The organism is Archangium primigenium, assembly GCF_016904885.1.
In the GTDB taxonomy this organism is placed as follows: domain Bacteria; phylum Myxococcota; class Myxococcia; order Myxococcales; family Myxococcaceae; genus Cystobacter; species Cystobacter primigenius.
In genome coordinates this window covers 8,717,832-8,735,120 of sequence record NZ_JADWYI010000001.1, presented here as the reverse complement: position 1 = coordinate 8,735,120, position 17,289 = coordinate 8,717,832, and the positions used below count along the sequence as shown (strand labels likewise).

Here is a 17,289-nt window from a genome sequence, read left to right as displayed (position 1 = left end):
AGAAGGCTGTAGCACCATGAAACGCCCTCCCCGTGCCCGGGGCAAGAAAACGGCCGTCGACCCGAGGACCCCCGCTCGCCGAGGGCCTTCGTCCGCTCAGGCGGCGTAGCGCCGGCGGGCCGCCAGGTGCATGGCCACCGACACCGCGAGCGAGCCGACGACGGCCAGCACGACACCCAGGGGGCTCAGGGTCGAGACGCTCGGGGGGGAGATGGAAGAGCCGAACAGTCCGCCCACGATTCCGCCCAGCAGCCCGAGCAGCCCGCTGGAGAACAGGCGCACCTTGGTTTCCGACGGCATCGCCACGAAGGCGAGGGCGCCCACGACGAGTCCAATGAAGGCGTAGACGAACATGGCCATGGAGACGGCTCCCTTCGGAGGGGTTCGCTCCAAACCTAGGGACGTGGCGTGGGTCGGACAGACGGGGGCGGGTGAGGGCCCGTCTTCCCGGCCCCTAACCGAGCTCCCCGTCCAGATGGGCCATGACGGTGAGCGCGGCGAGGGCCGCGGTCTCCGTGCGGAGGATGCGGCGGCCGAGCGTGACGGGCCGGGCGCCCAGCGCCTGGAGCGCGCTCACCTCCTCGCGGGCCAGTCCGCCCTCGGGGCCGATGACGAGGGCCACGGGCGTCCCGGGAGCGCTCGCGCGGAAGAGCTCGCCCAGGGGCGCCGCGGACTCCTCCTCGTCGAGCACGAGCAGCAGCGTGCCCGGCGCGAGCGCCCGGGCGGCCTCGACGAGCGGGCGGGGCGGGTGCACGAGCGGCACGTCGTTGCGGCGGCACTGCCGCGCCGCCTCTTCGACGATCTTCATCCACCGCGAGGTGCGGTCCTCGGCGCGCTTGGGGTCGAGCTTCACCACGCTGCGCGCGGTGGCCACGGGGTGGAAGGCGGCGGCGCCCAGCTCGGTGCCCTTCTGCAGCACCCACTCCAGCTTGTCGCCCTTGGGAAGGCCCTGGAGGATGTGCACCGCGCGCGCGGCCGGCGTGCTCCGCGCCTCGCCGAGCGTCAGGCGCACCGTCTCCGGCTCCACGGCCGCCACGCGCGCGTCGAAGGCCCGGCCCGCGCCATCGAAGACCTCGAGCGCGTCGCCCTCGGCCAGGCGCAGCACGTGCAGCAAGTAGTGGCGCCGGTCGCCCGAGAGGGTCACCTCGGAGGGCGCGTGCTCGGGGAGCGGCACGAGGAGTCGGATCACGGCGGGAGCGGGCCTTTGACGAGGGGAAGGCGCGACTTCACCAGGAAGCCGCGCCCTCCACCAGGACTGGATTCAGTGCCGCAGGTCGCGCAGCTCGAAATCGGCGATGCACGGCAGGTGGTCCGAGGCGTCCGTGGAGTGGTCCACCTCGAGCAGCAGGGGCTCGAGCTCGCGCGAGGCGAAGAACGTGTCGAAGCGCTTGCCGGTGGCGGGCACGACGCCCGCGCCGTCGGGCAGCGAGTTGAGGGTGGACATGTCCGCCACGTCCTGCAGGCGCATCCACATGGCCGAGTTCTTCGGGTGGGTGCCCTTCACGAGGATTTCACGCGCCTCGTCCGGGCTCATGTGCGAGCCGTCCGGCATGCGCACGCGCAACGCCCGCGCCCGGCGCAGGGGGTCGGGCAGCTCGTGCTCGAGCGCGTGGAGGGCGCGGCGCACGCGCACGTCGGCGATGTTGCCCACGCCCCAGTCGCCCACGCTCGGGTGCACGTCGCCGTAGCGCGACTCGTAATCGAGCACCGTCTCGGTGGGCTCGTGCTTGCGCAGCGGGTTGGGCAAGAGCGAGTAGTGCTGCTTGACGTTGATGTTGGCGTTGAAGTCGCCCAGGGCGATGGAGGGCACGCCTTCTCGGGCGTGCACGAGCGCCTGGAGCTGCCAGAGCTGGCCGGCGTTGATGCCGCTGTCACCCAGCGAGTGGTGCACGTTGTAGAGGGCCACCGGGCGGCCGCACACGTCGATGAGCGCGAAGATGGCGCCGCGGTCCTCGTCCAGCTCGCCCATGAAGCCCTGGCGCGTGGCGGCGGCCACGCGCGCTTCCGTGGGGAAGTCGTAGGTGAAGTGCACCGCCTCCAGCAGGGGGTAGCGGCTGAGGATGGCCTTGCCGTTGACCACCGGCCCGTCGATGTCGCGCCCCTGGTAGGCCAGGTGGAAGCCATAGTCGCGCGCGAGCTCCACGGCGGTGGGCTGGCACGCCTCCTGGAGGGCGATGATGTCCGGCATCCGCCCCGTCTCCTCGAGCGCGGCGAAGTAGGCCTCCAGCAGCGCCCGGCGCTCGCCGCCCAGGAGGATGTTGTACGTCATCACCCGCAGGGGCCCCTGCCGCACGGGGCGGGGATGGGGGTGGTGCACGAGCATCGTCACGCCGTCGCCCAGCAGTCGCGGCCCGGTGGCCGGCGGCAGGTCGTCGAAGCCCTGGTAGACCCGGAGGGCCTCGCGGCGGGGCAGGTGCGTGGGCGGCGCGACGGGCACGCCTTCGATGATGCCCCGCCCGAAGGGGAGGCGATCCAAGAGTCGAGAAAGGGCCTGTCCTGGCATGGGTCCTCGGCTGGAGCTGCGTGTGGCCTGTTACCAGTGCTTCACCGTCGCGCGTCCACCCGTACCAAGGGGACGCCTTCCCGGCCGGAGACATCCGGACCCGGGAGGAGGGGGAGCGGGGACGTGCTGGACATGCCTGCCATCGTGGGCTCCTGCGCGGTGGAAATGAGTGCCTTCCCACAATCTCGGACGCGCGGTGCCTCTCGCCAACCCGGCCAGCCCTCCCCGTGGCAGGGGAGGGGGCGGCGGAGCGAGCCCTCCAGGGCGCGCTAGGGGACCGTCTGGGGCGTGCCCACGGGCCGCTCGGGCAGCGCGTAAGCCCCCGAGAGCAGGGCCACGAAGAACAGCGGCCCCACCAGGGCGTGCACCAGGTTGGTGAAGAGGGAAGGCGACTTCTTTTCCCACACGGCGTGCCCGGCGAGCTGAATGAGCCAGCCCCCCACCGCCAGGGCGATGACCGCCCAGACGGGCAGCAGCCGACCGAGCGGGATGCACAGCAGCATGAAGGCGGACACCAGCGCGCCGAGCTTCGGGTCCGCGCGCAGGTACCACGCGGTGGAGAACACCCAGGCCACCATCGCGAGCGTGAGCACGCCTCCGGGCAGGGCCGGCACCTCCACGAGCCTCACCCAGTCCAGCATGGCCACGGCGTGCAGGACGATGACGGGAATGGCGATTTTATGGGTGAGCCGGTTGGTGGGATGCTGATGGGAGGAGACGTACTCGTCGAAGAGTGCCCGCGTGTGTGGTGTCAGCATGCGCGGAGTCTAACCCCGGTGGAAGTCCAGGCGCACCCATTCGCCCTGCTGCGCGCCCGGCTCCGGCACCAGCCCGAGCTTCACGTACGCCGCCTCCACGTCCGCCTTCTGGTGGGCGAGCACCCCGGCGAGCAGCAGCCGGTCCTTGACGTGCGCGGTGATGAGCGGCGCCAGCTCGATGAGCGTGTTGGCGAGGATGTTGGCCACCACCAGGTCGAAAGGACCCTGAACGGCGTCCAGCGACTTGCCGGAGAACTCCACCTCCGGAGTCGCATTCACCTCGGCGTTCTCCCGTGCCAGCTCCACCGACACCGGATCGTTGTCCGTGCCCACCACCCGCCCGGCCCCCAGCTTCTTCGCGGCGATGCCCAGCACCCCCGTGCCCGTGCCCACGTCCAGCACGCTCGCGCCTGGATGGTCCGCCATGTAGGCGTCCACCGCACCCAGGCACAGCGAGGTGGTGGGGTGGTCGCCGGTGCCAAAGGCCATCTTCGGCTCGATGACCAGGCGCACCCGATCCGCGGGTGCGTTGGGCACGTCCCAGGGCGGGCCCACCCAGAGCCGGCCCACCTGCACGGACTTGATGTGCGCCTTCCAGGCGTTGCTCCAGTCCTGCTGCGCTTCCTCGGCCAGCGTCAGCCGCGCCGAGGGGAAGGCCTCGGCCAGGGCCTCGCGGGCCTCCTGGGCCGTGGCCGCGTCCTCGAAGTAGGCCACCAGGATGGCCGCGCCGGCCACGGGGGCCCGCACTCCGGGCATGACGGGGGCCTCGCGGTCCCGCACCTCCAGTCCCAGGATTCCCGACTCGTGCAGTAGGTCCTGCGCCGCTTCCGACTCGCCCTCCGACAGGTCCACCGTGAGGGTTTGATACGTGCCCGTCATGTCGCTCTTCTCCTAGCTCTCCGCGCTCCCGGGAAGATGCCGGGATGGCTGCAGCCGGGGAAGAAATTTCCGAACCGGGCCGCGTCACCTCCCAGGTCCTACAGTGAGCAGGCGGACGATGCGATATTCGCGTCAGGAATTTACGGTAAGCTGGAGCCTCGGAGACCAGTAAGAGTGCGTCGAAGTCCAGTGTTTTTGTGTCCGACCCTGATTCGGGTTGGAGTGTGCCGTCCCCGGGGCACCTCGTGATGAACTCCCCTATGAAGCGAACCCGTCGCAACTCCGGCTTCACCATTGTCGAGATGGCCACCGTGGTGGGCATCATCGCGGTGCTCGCCGCGCTCTCGTATGCCGCGCTGGAGGTGCTGCCCCAGCGCACGCGCCTGACGGGCGGGGCACTCGAGTTCGCCGCCGTCATCTCCAGCGCGCGCTCGCACGCCTATGGCCGCAACCAGCGCGTGGCGGTGATTCTCAACGCGGATGGTCCCAGCCTGGGCGAGCCCATCCGCTACTGGGTGGTGGTGGACCCGTGGTCCAGCATCACCAAGACGCTGGAGACCCACTCGGACTGGAGGTCGCTCAAGGACCTGGTGCCCGAGGCGCCGGCGCCCTCGGGCGCGGAGTACACGGTCTTCGACTCCGGCAACTTCAACGCCACGGTGCGCGTGCTGGACATGGGCTTCGCCGACGCGGTGGGCCGGGTGAAGCACAAGGGCTGCTCGGACGCGCTCATCGACCGCATCGGTCTGGCCAAGGGGCCGTCCACCGCGGCCTCGGGCGTGTCCTATACCTTTCCGCCGCCGTTCTGCTCGGTGCCCAACGACGTGGCGTGCACCTTCTGCTCCGGCGACGGCACGCCCGCCAATCCCCTGCGCGGCGTCATCCTGTTCGAGCCGGACGGCTCGGTGACCTTCGCCAACGCCAAGGGCGTGGCGTCCAAGGCGGGCTCGGCCTCGCTCACCCTGCGGGCCACGGGCTCGGGTGGCACGGACAGCGCCCAGGCCATCGTCATGACCAACACGGGTCTCGTGCGGACCTTCTCGGCCAACTCCTCGAGGTGAATTCCATGCAGCCACGGATTGTTTCGCGCCCCCGGGCCGGCTTCACGACGATCGAGTCGCTCATCGCCGCGGTGGTGTTCCTCGTGGGCCTCGTGGGTTTGCTCAGCGCGCTCGTGCAGGCGCGCGGGGCCACCTCCCAGGCCCGCCGCATCATGCAGGCCACGGACGTGGCCAACGACCTGGCCGAGCAGATCCACCTCTGGAAGTTCAGTGACGACCGCCTCGCGGACAACGCGACGGGCCCGTGCACGGAGGACCCCCTGGACAAGAAGAACGTGCTGCTCGATCCGGACGAGAACAGCTCCAAGACCTACCGCGACTGCATGCACGGCGAGAGCATGCTCACCTTCAATGGCGCCAAGTTCGGCGGCCTGCGCACGCCCTCGTTCACCGACGAGGAGGGCCACCCGACCCGCTTCGACCGCTACTACATCGTGAAGAAGCAGGCGGTGCGCGAGGGGGTCGAGCGCAAGCAGATCTGGGTGAAGGTGCGCTACTTCGACGCGGGCCAGCCGCGCGTCATCACCACCCAGACCCTGCTCATCAACATGGGAGGCGTGTGATGGACCGGCGGCGGCGAGGCTTCACGCTCATCGAGTTGATGGTGAGTTCGGCCGTGACCTTCGTCACGGTCCTGGCGGTGTCCGCGGCGTTCCTGGGCTACACCCAGTCCTTCTACACCCAGGCGGGCATCCGCGGCGGCCAGGCGTCCCTGCGCCAGACCCACCTGATGGTCGTGCGCAACCTGCGCATGGCGGGCTACGGCATGGAGCCGCCCCTGGCGTTCGACTTCCCGGCGGGCTGGGGGCGCGATGGGACCAACTCGGTCAATCGCTCCAACCAGCTCTCCTTCCGCATGCGCAACCCCGCGTTCAACGCGTTCGCGTCCAACGTGGGCAGCACGTCCATCACCCTGGCCGAGCCGCTGACGGAGGGCTTGCGCAAGGGTCAGGTCATCCAGGTGGTGTGCACGGGCGCGCTGGACTGGACCTACGCGCAGCTGAGCGAGGACGCGCCCAAGGGCAGCGCGGCGCTGCCCCTGGAGGTCGCGGATCCCGACGGCAAGTTCCCGCGGATGAACAAGTTCACCCCGCTCTGCTTCAACTCCGCGGGCGGCTCGGCCAAGACGGCCATCTTCAAGATCGACGTGTTCCACTACTCGGTGCGCCTCGTCGACGACGATGGCGACGCGACGACCCCGGGCCGTCCCTACCTCTTCCGGCGCCATGGGCTCGGGGAGAAGAACCCCCTGGAGGACAACTACGGCGAGCCGGTGGCCGAGGACATCGAGGCCATGCGCGTGAGCTTCCTGCGCGAGGATGGCTCGTCGTTCATTCCCGACCCCATCGAGCCGGCCCCGGGCTACTACACGCCCTTGGACGACCCGCTGCGCAAGAACAACAGCCCGGCCAACATCCGCGCCGTGGTGATTGGCCTCGTGGCGCGCAGCAGCACGCGCGACTCGGGCGCGAACAAGGACATGATGAACGACATCCCCGCCTTCGGGCGCAAGCTCGTGCTGTCGGGCAAGGATCTCATCGAGCTGCCCGAGGAGGCGCTCACCACGGATCCCGTCACCAACAAGCCCATCGCGTACGGCTTCCGGCGCGTCGTGTCAGAAATGACGGTCCAGGTGCGTAACATGCGCTCCTCGGAGCTGCCGATGCCCGTCTACTCCCTGAACGCGGGCACTCCGGACGAGTGCAAGGGCAAGCTTCCCACGGACAACTTCAATTGCGCTGGCGGCTAGGGCTAGGAGGATTCCCCATGAGAAAACACCTCGACAGGCGCGGATCGGTGCTGTTGCTGGTGGTGGTGCTGTTGGCGGTCATCAGCCTGTTGGCGGCGGCCGCCGTGTCTTTTTCCCAGAGCGAGCTGGGCGCGGCGCGCAACGAGCGCTCCGGCGACGAGCTCCTGGCGTGCGCCGACGCGGGCCGTCAGTACATGCTCTCGCGCTTCAGCCTGCTGGACGGCAGTCCGGTGGACCTGTCCGCGGTGAACGTGAACCTCAACGCCGTGGGCATCGACGATTGCCCGGAGACCCCGGACGTCCCCAAGGACGCCCGGTGTGTGCGCAGCGGCCACATCAACCAGAAGACGAAGGTGGCGGGCATCACCGCCGTGGAGTCCAAGGCCGGCGGCAACCGCCGGGCCCTGCGGGATTTGAGCAACAATGTTGGACGAAGCACTTTTGGCGGGGTCCCCCACAAGATTACTGTCCACTGCCTGGATGAAAACGGTCGTGGGACCGAAGTCGAGTTCGTCGTGCGGTTCGGTCTTTAGGAGCCTCTCATGATGCGCATCAACATCGAAACGCTGCGACGTGCGTTACGCTCGCCCTTCCAACGCAGGGTGGCGTTGGCCTCCGGACTGGTCATGGGCGGCGCCGTGGGCCTGGTGGCCCTGGAGAGCCAGTCGGACTCGCTGCCGCTGCCCACCAAGGCCGCGTGCTGCACGAGCGCCCTGTCCGTGGGCGAGGCGAAGGTCAGCCCGCCGGATGGCGCGGACAAGGACTTCTTCGAGGTCAAGGGCACGCCCGCGGCGGTGATGTTCCTCGTGGGCAACAACGAGTCCATGCAGGACTACCCCCAGTACCTGCCCGAGGTCTACGACACTAAGGCCCCGGCCCCCCCGCCCGCCAAGAACCCGGGTGACCTGGGCGGCGATGGTCCCTCGGGCCACATGCTGCGCACGGGCTGCACGGACTCGGAACTCGTCAAGGCGATGGACTGGTTCAAGAAGGACAGCACGGAGCCCACGCTCAACGGCAAGAACGTCTACGACACCGAGGGGCTCAATTCTCCGTTCTTCGACCCCACCAAGTTCTACCACTCGCGTGGTCGGCGCATCGGCTGGCAGGTGAAGGAGGCGCCGTACTCGCTCACCGTGAGCTTCAAGCAGCTCGACCCCACCTCGGACATCGAGACCGCCTGCTGGCAGGTGCTTGGCTGGGAGAACGTCTACAGCGGCTCGGCGGTGCTCAACGAGTGCAAGGCGTGTCTGACGAGCGTGGGCTGGTGGCGTGGCCCCATCGTGTCCGCCAAGACGACGGGCACCATGAACAGCCCCTCGCGCGGATGGTACGAGCCGCCGCTGCCCGCCGAGGCCAACCGCAAGTGGATCCTCAAGGGGGGCGCGCTCAACCTGCGTCCGCCCAAGTTCGTCATCACCCGCAAGGTGATCAAGGACATCATCAGCTCCAAGCAGCCGGTGCGCGTGGGCCTGGCCACCTTCGGCAAGGATCACGGCTGGTACGACCCGCCGGAGATCCTCGCGCGTATGCACCCCAACTGCAGCAAGGCCGCGCCGGATTTCGAGCTCACCGACAGCGACACCGCGACGCTCAAGACCGCCATCAACAACCTGGAGTACCGCCACGACGAGCGCGCCATCGGTGAGGCGCTGTTCGGCCTCGGTGGCTACTTCTCCTCCACCAAGCGCCAGACGGCCTTCAACACGTGGGAGAAGTGGTTCCAGCAGAGCATCAACCCGGGCTACGGCTGGCCGGGCTGCTGCAACGGCGGCACCGAGGACAACCCGAACACGGGCCAGGAGGGCTTTGCGTACGGCTCGGCCAAGGACGAGTGGCTCAAGGAGCCGCAGGTCTACAACGGCGTGTGGCTGCCCGGTCAGCCCTGGGAGCCGTGGAACCCCGAGGAGAAGCTGGTGTGCAGCGAGTGCCAAGTCAACTCGGTCATCGTCATCGCGGACGGCGCGCCCAAGTACGACAACACCGTGCCCATCACGAAGATGATGGAGATCCTCACCAAGAACAAGGCGCGGCACGTGACCGACGGGTCGCTGGTCCAGTTCAACAGCCTCAATCCGAAGACGAGCCCGGACGTGGGCGGCATCAACTACTGCGACCAGTTCCCCATCCCGGGTGACCCGGAGGGCAAGCTGTACCCGAAGACGGTCTGTGACTACGGCTACGAGTACTGGAACTGGCCCACGGGTCTGGGCGTGGGCAACAAGAACTTCATGGACGACGTGGCCTTCTTCCTGGCCAACACCGACCTGCGCGAGGACATGGCGGGCAAGCAGACCATCCGCACGTTCACCATCGGCTTCGGCGAGCGCCGCGACTCCGTCACCGGCAAGCTGCTCGAGGACACGGGCGTGATGCTGCAGAGCATCGCGCTGGCGGGCAACGGCAAGTTCTTCCGCGCGGACAACACCGACGACCTCAAGAGCCGCATCAACGAGGTGCTGGGCGAGATCCGCCAGCTGTCCACGTCGTTCGCCACGGCCAACATCGCCAGCGTGCAGACGGGCGGTCAGTCCTCCGTGTACGTGCCGCGCTTCGTGCCGCGCATGGGCCGTCCCTACGAGGGCCACCTCTTCCGCTTCTTCTTCTTCAGCGAGTTCGCCCAGGGCTGCGATGTCGCCAAGAAGAAGGACGGGAAGATCCCGTTCGACCTCAACGAGGACGGGGACTGCGAGGACTCGTTCTACGTGGACAAGCCCACGAAGCTGAAGGGCCTGGTGCCCCAGGCGAGCGACTTCTCCATCAACAACATCGTCCAGGAGAACACCGACGGCATCTGGGTGAAGGTGATCACGGCCACGAAGCTGGAGGACGGCCGGGTCGAGAAGGGCTCGGCGGCCATTCCCTTCTGGGATCTGGGCGAGACGCTCGGCGCGCGCAAGGCGGCCAAGAAGTGCGACCTGTCCAACCCGCTGGGGGCCGACAGTGGCCGCTGCATCTTCACGGTCGTGGACCGCAACAACGATGGCAAGTTCACCGATGCGGACAACCCGCCCGTGGAATTCCATACGGACAACATGGCCCTGCTCAAGCCGGCGCTGCTCGCGGGCGGCGATGACTTCTGCGCGCCGCTGCTCAACTCGATTGGCGAGGACGCCTCGTCCACCACGCTCACCAACGCGCAGCGCGACCAGTGCGTGGAGCTGCTCATCAACCACGTGCGCGGTCTGGACTACGCCGGCAAGGAGCTCACCGGGACCGGCTCCGTGTTCAAGTACAAGGAGCGTCCGTGCGCGGATGACAAGACGGGCAAGAAGTCCTGCAAGCTCGCGGACATCTTCCACTCCACGCCCGTCACGGTGGAGCCGCCCGTGGAGCCGTTCTTGTGCAACCTGGGCCTGAGCAGCCAGTGCGTGTCCACGCTCTACGACGACTTCTCCTCGTCCGTGTCCTCGGAGGCGCTGTGCGGCGCGGGGGGTGGGGGCAAGAGCTGCTACGCCCGCACGCCCTTGGAGAAGGACACCGACTCGTCCGGCGCCGAGTACCGCTACGGCTCCTACGACCGCTACCGCAAGGAGCGGCAGAAGCGTGAGCGCATCGTGCTGGTGGGCTCCAACGCGGGCATGCTGCACGCCATCCACGTGGGCTCGGCCCTGCCCGACAGCGCCGACGAGAACGGCAACGGCAAGCCGGACTGGCAGGAGAAGGGCGTGCTGGACGACCTGCACGACATCGGCTCGGGCCAGGAGATGTGGGCCTTCATCCCGCCGGACCTGACGGCCAAGCTGTCCCTGCAGCTCGGCGCGTCGCGCAACCACCACTACTTCGTGGATGGCACCGCCATGGTGCGTGACATCTGGGCCGACGGCGTGAACAAGGCCGACGGCAAGAAGCAGTGGGACGAGTTCCGCACCGTCGCCGTCGTGGGCGAGCGCAGCGGTGGCGATCGCTACACGGCGCTGGACGTGACGGATCCGCGCCTCATGCTCGAGGCGGTGCGCAATCCCTCGGGCGGGCACAAGCCCTTCCGCTGGATGTTCCCGAACGCGTGCGATCCCGAGTCGCTGAGCGTGGGCCAGTCGTGGTCCAACTTCGCGCCCAAGCCGCCTCCCATTGGCCCGGTGCGGATCAAGAGCACGGATGCGTCCAACGCGCGCGGCTGGGACGAGCGCTGGGTGGCCGTGCTCAACGGCGGCTACAGCCCGGACCTCTCGCGTGGCCGCGGCGTGTACATGGTGGATGCCTGGACGGGCAACAAGGTCTGGTCCGCGGAGGCGCGTCCCGGCGCGGGCGGCTCCGACTACCAGACGGTGCTCAACCAGATGATGCCGGTGGTGGCCGCGCCCGCGCTCATCGACGTGGGCGAGGCCAAGGGCGTGCAGCGTGACCTGGACGGCTTCTTCGACACGATGATCGTCGGCGACATGGGCGGTCAGGTGTGGACGTTCCGCATGCACGAGCCGGGCGTGCTCGACACGGGCACCGGCACGGTGAGCAACTGGTTCGGTGCGCGCTCGCTCGAGGTGCAGCGCCAGGATGGCTCGGCGTTCGGTTCGCCCAACGCCTTCGAGAAGGCGCCGTTCTTCCACATGGCCTCCACCGTGCTCCAGCCGGACACGGGGTGGCTGCGCAGCTTCCTGGGAACGGGTGACCGCCAGCACATGCGTGCCATGCCCAGCACGGGCTGCAGCCCGCAGAACCTGGTGGCCTGCCTGCGCCTCAAGTGCAACGTGGACGAGACGTTCGTGTCCAAGGTCAATGGCCAGGAGCGCACCACGGAGATCAAGTACGTGGCGGGCGTGCTCCAGGTGAACAAGGAGACGTGGAAGAGCGACTCCGCGGTGGAGGCGTGCAGCAACACCAGCCGCACGCTCACCAACCTCACCATCTCGTGCCCCAACGCCACGTCCCCGGGCTCGGGTTCCTACCCCGTGGGCAGCTCGGACAAGACGTCGTTCAGCGCCGGCACCTCGTGCTCGGTGAAGAGCGGCGTGTGGAGCTGCACGAGCTCGACGCTGCCGTCGTTCAAGTCCGACCTCAAGCTCAACCCCGAGGAGCAGTGGACCGTGGGCGGCAACAGCTACTTCGGCTTCCACGCCTACGGTGGCGCCAAGCGCACCTTCAAGGACTCCATCTCCGCGGTGGCCTTCGACAAGACGCGCGTGACGGACAAGCAGGGCGTCTCGTGCGAGGGCATCAACTGCTCGCTCGTGGACGTGACGATTCCCAAGGAGCTCTACAAGACGTTCAAGGACGCGTCCGGCGTCGAGCAGCGCTACCTGAGCGCGTCGGATCTGCCCAAGCTCAAGTCCGCGGGCTCCGAGTCGGCGGGCTGGTTCATGAAGTACGACAACAAGGCCACCGAGCGCACCGCGTCGGGCTCCACGGTGCTCGCCGGCGTGGTGTTCTGGTCCTCGTTCGCTCCGGCGGACGGCGTGGGCGCGGCGGCCTGCTCGCTGAGTGGTCCGGGTGACATGTCCTACGCCTGGCAGGCGGATGCCATCACGGGTCTGCCGGATCAGGCGGCGGGCTTCCGGTTGGATCTCGGCGCGGGCGGCACGGGTTGGATCCGCGGCCGTGGCCGTCCCACCACCGCGCCTCCGGGCGAGCCGGCGCCGATCGTCGCCCTGTCCAAGACGGGCGGCATCCGCTACGAGGTCGCCCTGTCCGCTCCGGGCATGGCGGTGGAGACGGAGAAGCTCGGCTCGCAGAAGAACGTGACGCCGGACATCTCCTGGCTGGAGGTGCCGCGCAACCTCCACGAGTGCCGTCACGAGAACTCCGAGGCCTGCAGCGAGTAGGCCCCGAAGTCCTCCCGGTTCGCCGGGCCTCGCACCGAGGCCCGGTCTCCCCGCTCCCTCCTCCCGTCACCGGGAGGGGGGAGTCGTCTTTTCAGGGCCCGGCTTCAGGGGCCGGCTTCAGGGCCCGACAACCGCGAGCGCGCTCCGCTCGAAGTCGATGAGCTGGCGGGCCACCGCGCGCACGTCCTCGGCCGTCACCGCCGCCACGCGCTCGGCGTAGTGCTGGAAGTTCTCCTGGCCCAGGCCGTAGCACGCGTCCAGCGCGAGCAGCGCGGCGCGCGCGCTGTTGCGCTGCAGGCCAATCTCGTGCGTGCCGATGAGGTGCCGCCGGGCGCGGGTGAGCTCGGCCTCGGTCATGGGCTCGTCGCGCACGCGGGTGAGCTCCGCGCGGATGCCCTCCAGCGCCGCGTCCAGCTTCTCCGGGCTCGTGCCCATGTAGACGGCGAAGTAGCCCGGGTCCACGCCCTCCACCGAGAAGCTGCTGATGCTGTAGGCCATGGAGCGCTTGTCACGCAGCTCCACGAAGAGCCGTCCGCCCTGGCCGCTGAGCAGCGTGGAGAGCACCTCCAGCGCGTGCCGCCGCGGATCGTCCAGCCGCACGCCGGGGAAGCCCAGCACCAGGTGTGCCTGGGCGCGCGCGAGCTGGCGCTTGTCCTGGCGGGGCGCCGTGGGGGGCGACTCGGGCGGGACGTGGGGCGGGGGTCGGGCCTGGCCCCGGGAGGCGCCAAAGGCCTCGTGCGCGAGCGCGAGCACCTCGTCCACCGCCACGTCGCCCACCACGCTCAGGGTGAGCTGGGACGGGTCCATGTGCGCGGCGTGGTAGGCGCGCAGGGTGTCCGGCCCCAGGCGCTCCACCGAGGCCTGCTCGCCGAGGCCCGGCAGCCGGTAGGGGTGCGTGTGGAAGAGCGTGCGGCCGAACAGGTCGAACGCCACGCCGCTGGGCTTGTCCTCGCGCGTGAGGATGTCCTGCAGGAGCAGGGCGCGCTCGCGCGCCACCTCGGCCTCGGGGAAGAGCGGCTGGTTGAGGCACTCGGCGAAGAGGCGGAAGGCGGGCGCGAAGTGGCGCGCGAGGACCTCGCCCCGCATGCCCACCGAGTTGCGGCCCCCCTGGCCCGAGAGCGAGCCGGCGAAGCCGTCGATGAGGTGGGAGATTTCCTCGGCGTCATGCGAGGGCGTGCCGCGCGTGAGGGTGCGCGCGAGCAGGGTGGTCAGGCCGTTGGTCTCCGCCGTCTCGTAGCGCAGGCCGCCGGGAAACACGGCGCGCAGGGCGACGAGCGGCACGGCGTGCTCCTGGCGCACGAGGATGCGCGCGCCCGACGGCAGGCGCTCCTCCACCACGCGGCCCGCGGTGTCCCGGGGCGGGGGCGCTCGGGGCGCGGGCGTGGGCGGGGGGGGCGGCACGCGCCGGGGCGGGGCCTCGGCGGGCGCCTCCTGGGGCACGCGATCGAGGATGTCGGTGACGTGCTCGGCGCCGAAGGCGGTGCCCGGGGGCAGCAGGCCCGTGACGATGGCGTGCTCGAAGCGCAGGTAGCGCTGGGCCACGTCCTGGATGTGCTCGGGCGTCAGCCGCGCGATGGCCGCGTAGTAGCGCGCCTCCGCGTCCAGGTCGCCTTGCGCGGACTGGTAGTGGCCCAGCTTGCGCGCCACGCCCTGCACCGTCTCGCGCTGGTAGATGGACTCGGACTCGATGAGCGACTTCACCGTGGCCAGCTCGTGCTCGGGCACCGGGGTGGTGCGCAGCGCGGTGAGCCCGCGCACCGTCTCCTCGAGCGCCGCGGCGAGGTGCTGCGCGGGCAGGGTGAGGCTCGTGGCGAACAGGCCCGGGTCGCGCGGCGTGTACGCGTAGGCGTGCAAGTCATTGACGAGGCCCCGCTTGCGCTTGACCTCCAGCACCAGCCGCGAGGCGTCTCCCTGGCCGGCGATCATGGCGAGCGCGTCCAGCGCGGGCACGTCCGGGTGGTCCGCCTGGGGGATGGGGAAGGCGAGGTTGAGGTAGGCCTCCTTCACCTCGTCCGGGCGCAGGTGGATGCGGCGCCGGGTCATCTCGGGCTCGCGCACGCGCGGCAGCACGCCCTCGAAGGGCCGGCCCCAGTCGCCGCCGAAGAACTCCTCCACCCACGCGCGCAGCTCCGCCTCGGTGAAGTCCCCGGTGGCCGAGAGCACGAGGTTCCGGGGCGTGTAGTGCCGCCGGTAGAACTCCAGCACCTTGTCCCGGGTGAAGCTGCGCACGCTCTCGGCGGTGCCGATGACGGGGTGGCGGTAGGGGTGCTCCTGGTACACCGTGGCGAACAGGTCGCGCGAGGCGCGGCGCGCGGGCGTGTCCTGGCCGCGCTTGATCTCCTCGCACACCACCTCGATCTCCCGCGCCAGCTCGTCCGCGTCGAACGACGAGGCGCGCACGGCGTCACTCAGGATGTCCAGCCCCATGCGGGCGAACTGGCTGGCGATGACGATGTGGTAGACCGTCTGATCGAAGGACGTCCAAGCATTGATCTCCCCGCCGTGCGCCTCCACGTCGCGGGCGATCTCCCCCGGGGCGCGGCGCGCCGTGCCCTTGAAGAGCATGTGCTCGTGCAGGTGGGCGAGTCCGGCCTGGTCGGGACGTTCATCCGCGCTGCCGACCTTGACCCACACCTGGAAGGCGGCCACCCGGGCGGCGTGCTGCTCCTGGAAGACGACGGTGAGTCCGTTGGACAGTGTGTAGCGTTGAGCCATGGGCGGGCGACCCTGGCACCCACCGCGGGGGGTGGCAAGGCACGGCCGAGGCCTTTCCGCCCACTGTCCAACGCCTCCCCACCCCCCCGTCCCGCGAGGTGTACGCCTGGAGACCAGCCGGGAGGGCGGGGTTGTCGGGAGATACCGTGTCCGGTGGAGAAGCGGGCGCGTGGGCGGTAACGTACGGGGACATGGAGTCGTCAGAGGAAATGGATCCCCTCGCCGAGCTGCGCGAGAGCCTGCTGGAGCCGGAGGCGGTGGCCGTGGCCGCGCCGCCCCCGTTGCCTCCGCGTCGCACCGCGCCCGTGCCCGCGGTGCGTGCGCCCACGGGCTCGACCGCCGCCTTCCGGCCCTCGGGGTCCGTGCCCTCCGCGCGTCCGCCCGCGCGGCCCTCGCAGGCGTCCCAGGCCTCCGTGTTCCCCGAGGCGGCGGCCCGGCCCGTGGGGACGGATCCCTTCGCCGAGCCCGTGGAGCCGCGCGCCCCGGTGGGCGCCTCCGCCGAGGCGATGGTGGCGCACCTGCGCGCCGTGCTCGCCCAGAAGGTGGACACGCTCGCGCGCGCCCGGACGCTCTACGAGGACCGGGACAGCGACCTGCGCGCCTCGCGCATCGCCGAGACGACGCTGCGCGCCCAGGTGGTGGAGACCCAGGGCCAGCTGGTGGGGCTCAAGGTGGCCGCGGCGCAGAAGGAGCAGTCCTCCGCGGCGCTCACGCGGGAGATGGCCCGGACGGCGGCCGCCGAGTCCCAGGTGGCGCGGCTGGAGGCGGAGCTGGGCCGCGTGGAGGAGGACCGCAAGGACTTGTCGCGCGCGCTGGCCGAGGTGGAGGCCGAGCTCACGCGCCTCACCGACGCGCTGACGAGCGAGCGCGAGGCCCGGGGCGCGATCGCCGAGGAGCTGATCGGCGCGAAGGAGGCGCTGTCGCTCGCACAGGACCGCGTGTCCGAGCTGGTGACCGAGCACCTGGAGACGCAGGGCGCGCTGGAGGCCGTGCGCGACGAGTACCAGGCGACGCTGGCCGAGGTGGAGAGCGGCGCGGAGCAGTTGCAGGCGGCCCTGCGCGAGCGCGAGCTGCTGGCCGCGGAGCGCGCGGGGCTGTCGGCGCGCGTGACCCAGCTGGAGTCGGCGCTCTCCGAGTCGGAGTGGTCCTCCAGCGCCCTGGACGAGATCCGCGCCCGCTCGATCGAGCTGGAGGACGAGAAGGTCGATCTCGTCGCGCGCCTGGACGACGCCGAGACGGAGATGGTGCGGCTGCGCGAGCGCATGGACTCGGACACGGCGGCGCTCTCCGAGGTGGCGGAGACGGCCGAGGCCCAGGTGACGCGGCTGGAGGAGGAGCTGCGCACGGCGACGGCGGACCGGCAGGACCTCACGCGCGCGCTGGCCGAGGTGGAGGCCGAGCTCACGGCGCTCCGGGCGCAGGGCGCGTCCGCGGAGGACGAGGCGCTCGAGGTGGAGGAGCTCAACGCCGACAGCCGGGTGCGCGAGGCCGAGGACCTGGCCGAGCGCATGCGCCAGCGGGTGAAGATGCTGGAGGGCGCGCTCGAGGTGTCGCGCAGCAAGGGCGTGGCCACCGAGGCGGAGGCCGCCGCGCGTCAGGCGCTCCAGCGCCGGGTGGCGGAGTTGGAAGAAGAGCTGGCCGAGGCGCGTGCCCAGGCCGCCGAGGCGGCCCCGCCCGCCGAGGCCCCGTCCGCCGAGGCCGACGCGGACCTGCTCGCCGAGCGGGACCAGCTGCGCGCGGACGTGGCGAGCATGAAGCGCAAGCTCATGGCGGCGGAGCTGGCCCTGGAGACGGCGGCCAGCCACAAGATGAAGGTGACGCGGCTGGAGGCCCAGCTCGCCCAGCTCCAGAGGGCGAAGTAGCG

Annotated in this window: 12 protein-coding genes; 6 read left to right on the top strand and 6 right to left on the bottom strand. The window is 70.1% G+C overall.

Going from position 1 to position 17,289, the window contains the following annotated elements:
* Positions 1–96 precede the first annotated feature (96 nt).
* From I3V78_RS35840 to I3V78_RS35820, 5 genes are all read right to left on the bottom strand, one after another.
* Positions 97–360 (bottom strand): hypothetical protein, encoded by a 264-nt coding sequence (locus I3V78_RS35840; RefSeq protein ID WP_204495017.1) that lies wholly within the window; start codon positions 358–360, stop codon positions 97–99.
* Positions 361–454: 94 nt separating this feature from the next.
* Positions 455–1,189, bottom strand: coding sequence for a 16S rRNA (uracil(1498)-N(3))-methyltransferase (locus I3V78_RS35835; RefSeq protein ID WP_204495014.1), 735 nt, complete (start codon positions 1,187–1,189; stop codon positions 455–457).
* Positions 1,190–1,261: 72 nt separating this feature from the next.
* The gene (locus I3V78_RS35830; protein WP_239576903.1) at positions 1,262–2,476 is read right to left on the bottom strand and encodes an endonuclease/exonuclease/phosphatase family protein; all 1,215 of its coding nucleotides are present in this window, start codon (positions 2,474–2,476) and stop codon (positions 1,262–1,264) included.
* Positions 2,477–2,772: 296 nt separating this feature from the next.
* On the bottom strand, positions 2,773–3,261 hold the full coding sequence (locus I3V78_RS35825) for an Mpo1 family 2-hydroxy fatty acid dioxygenase (protein WP_204495011.1): 489 nt from the start codon (positions 3,259–3,261) through the stop codon (positions 2,773–2,775).
* Positions 3,262–3,270: 9 nt separating this feature from the next.
* Positions 3,271–4,140 (bottom strand): 50S ribosomal protein L11 methyltransferase, encoded by an 870-nt coding sequence (locus I3V78_RS35820; protein WP_204495009.1) that lies wholly within the window; start codon positions 4,138–4,140, stop codon positions 3,271–3,273.
* Positions 4,141–4,400: 260 nt separating this feature from the next.
* On the opposite strand from I3V78_RS35820, the gene I3V78_RS35815 reads away from it, so the two are divergent.
* The 5 genes from I3V78_RS35815 to I3V78_RS35795 are packed head-to-tail and all read left to right on the top strand — an operon-like array spanning position 4,401 to position 12,710.
* Entirely contained in the window at positions 4,401–5,201 is an 801-nt protein-coding gene (locus I3V78_RS35815) for a pilus assembly FimT family protein (RefSeq protein WP_204495007.1), read from the top strand.
* A gap of 5 nt (positions 5,202–5,206) precedes the next feature.
* Positions 5,207–5,764, top strand: a complete 558-nt coding sequence (locus tag I3V78_RS35810) for a type IV pilus modification PilV family protein (RefSeq protein ID WP_204495004.1) — start codon at positions 5,207–5,209, stop codon at positions 5,762–5,764.
* On the top strand, positions 5,764–6,951 hold the full coding sequence (locus tag I3V78_RS35805; protein WP_204495002.1) for a prepilin-type N-terminal cleavage/methylation domain-containing protein: 1,188 nt from the start codon (positions 5,764–5,766) through the stop codon (positions 6,949–6,951). The genes I3V78_RS35810 and I3V78_RS35805 overlap by 1 nt, the downstream gene beginning before the upstream one ends.
* Before the next feature lie 17 nt (positions 6,952–6,968).
* Entirely contained in the window at positions 6,969–7,484 is a 516-nt protein-coding gene (locus I3V78_RS35800) for a hypothetical protein (RefSeq protein WP_204494999.1), read from the top strand.
* 9 nt (positions 7,485–7,493) lie between these two features.
* Positions 7,494–12,710, top strand: a complete 5,217-nt coding sequence (locus I3V78_RS35795; protein WP_204494997.1) for a pilus assembly protein — start codon at positions 7,494–7,496, stop codon at positions 12,708–12,710.
* A gap of 117 nt (positions 12,711–12,827) precedes the next feature.
* On the opposite strand, the gene I3V78_RS35790 is transcribed toward I3V78_RS35795, so the two are convergent.
* Entirely contained in the window at positions 12,828–15,425 is a 2,598-nt protein-coding gene (locus I3V78_RS35790) for a M16 family metallopeptidase (protein WP_204494995.1), read from the bottom strand.
* A 209-nt stretch (positions 15,426–15,634) separates the two neighbouring features.
* Here I3V78_RS35790 and I3V78_RS35785 point away from each other — a divergent pair, with 209 nt between their 5' ends.
* Positions 15,635–17,287 carry a coiled-coil domain-containing protein gene (locus I3V78_RS35785; protein ID WP_239576901.1) on the top strand — a complete coding sequence of 551 codons (1,653 nt, stop codon included), beginning with the start codon at positions 15,635–15,637 and terminating at the stop codon, positions 17,285–17,287.
* Positions 17,288–17,289: the final 2 nt, after the last annotated feature.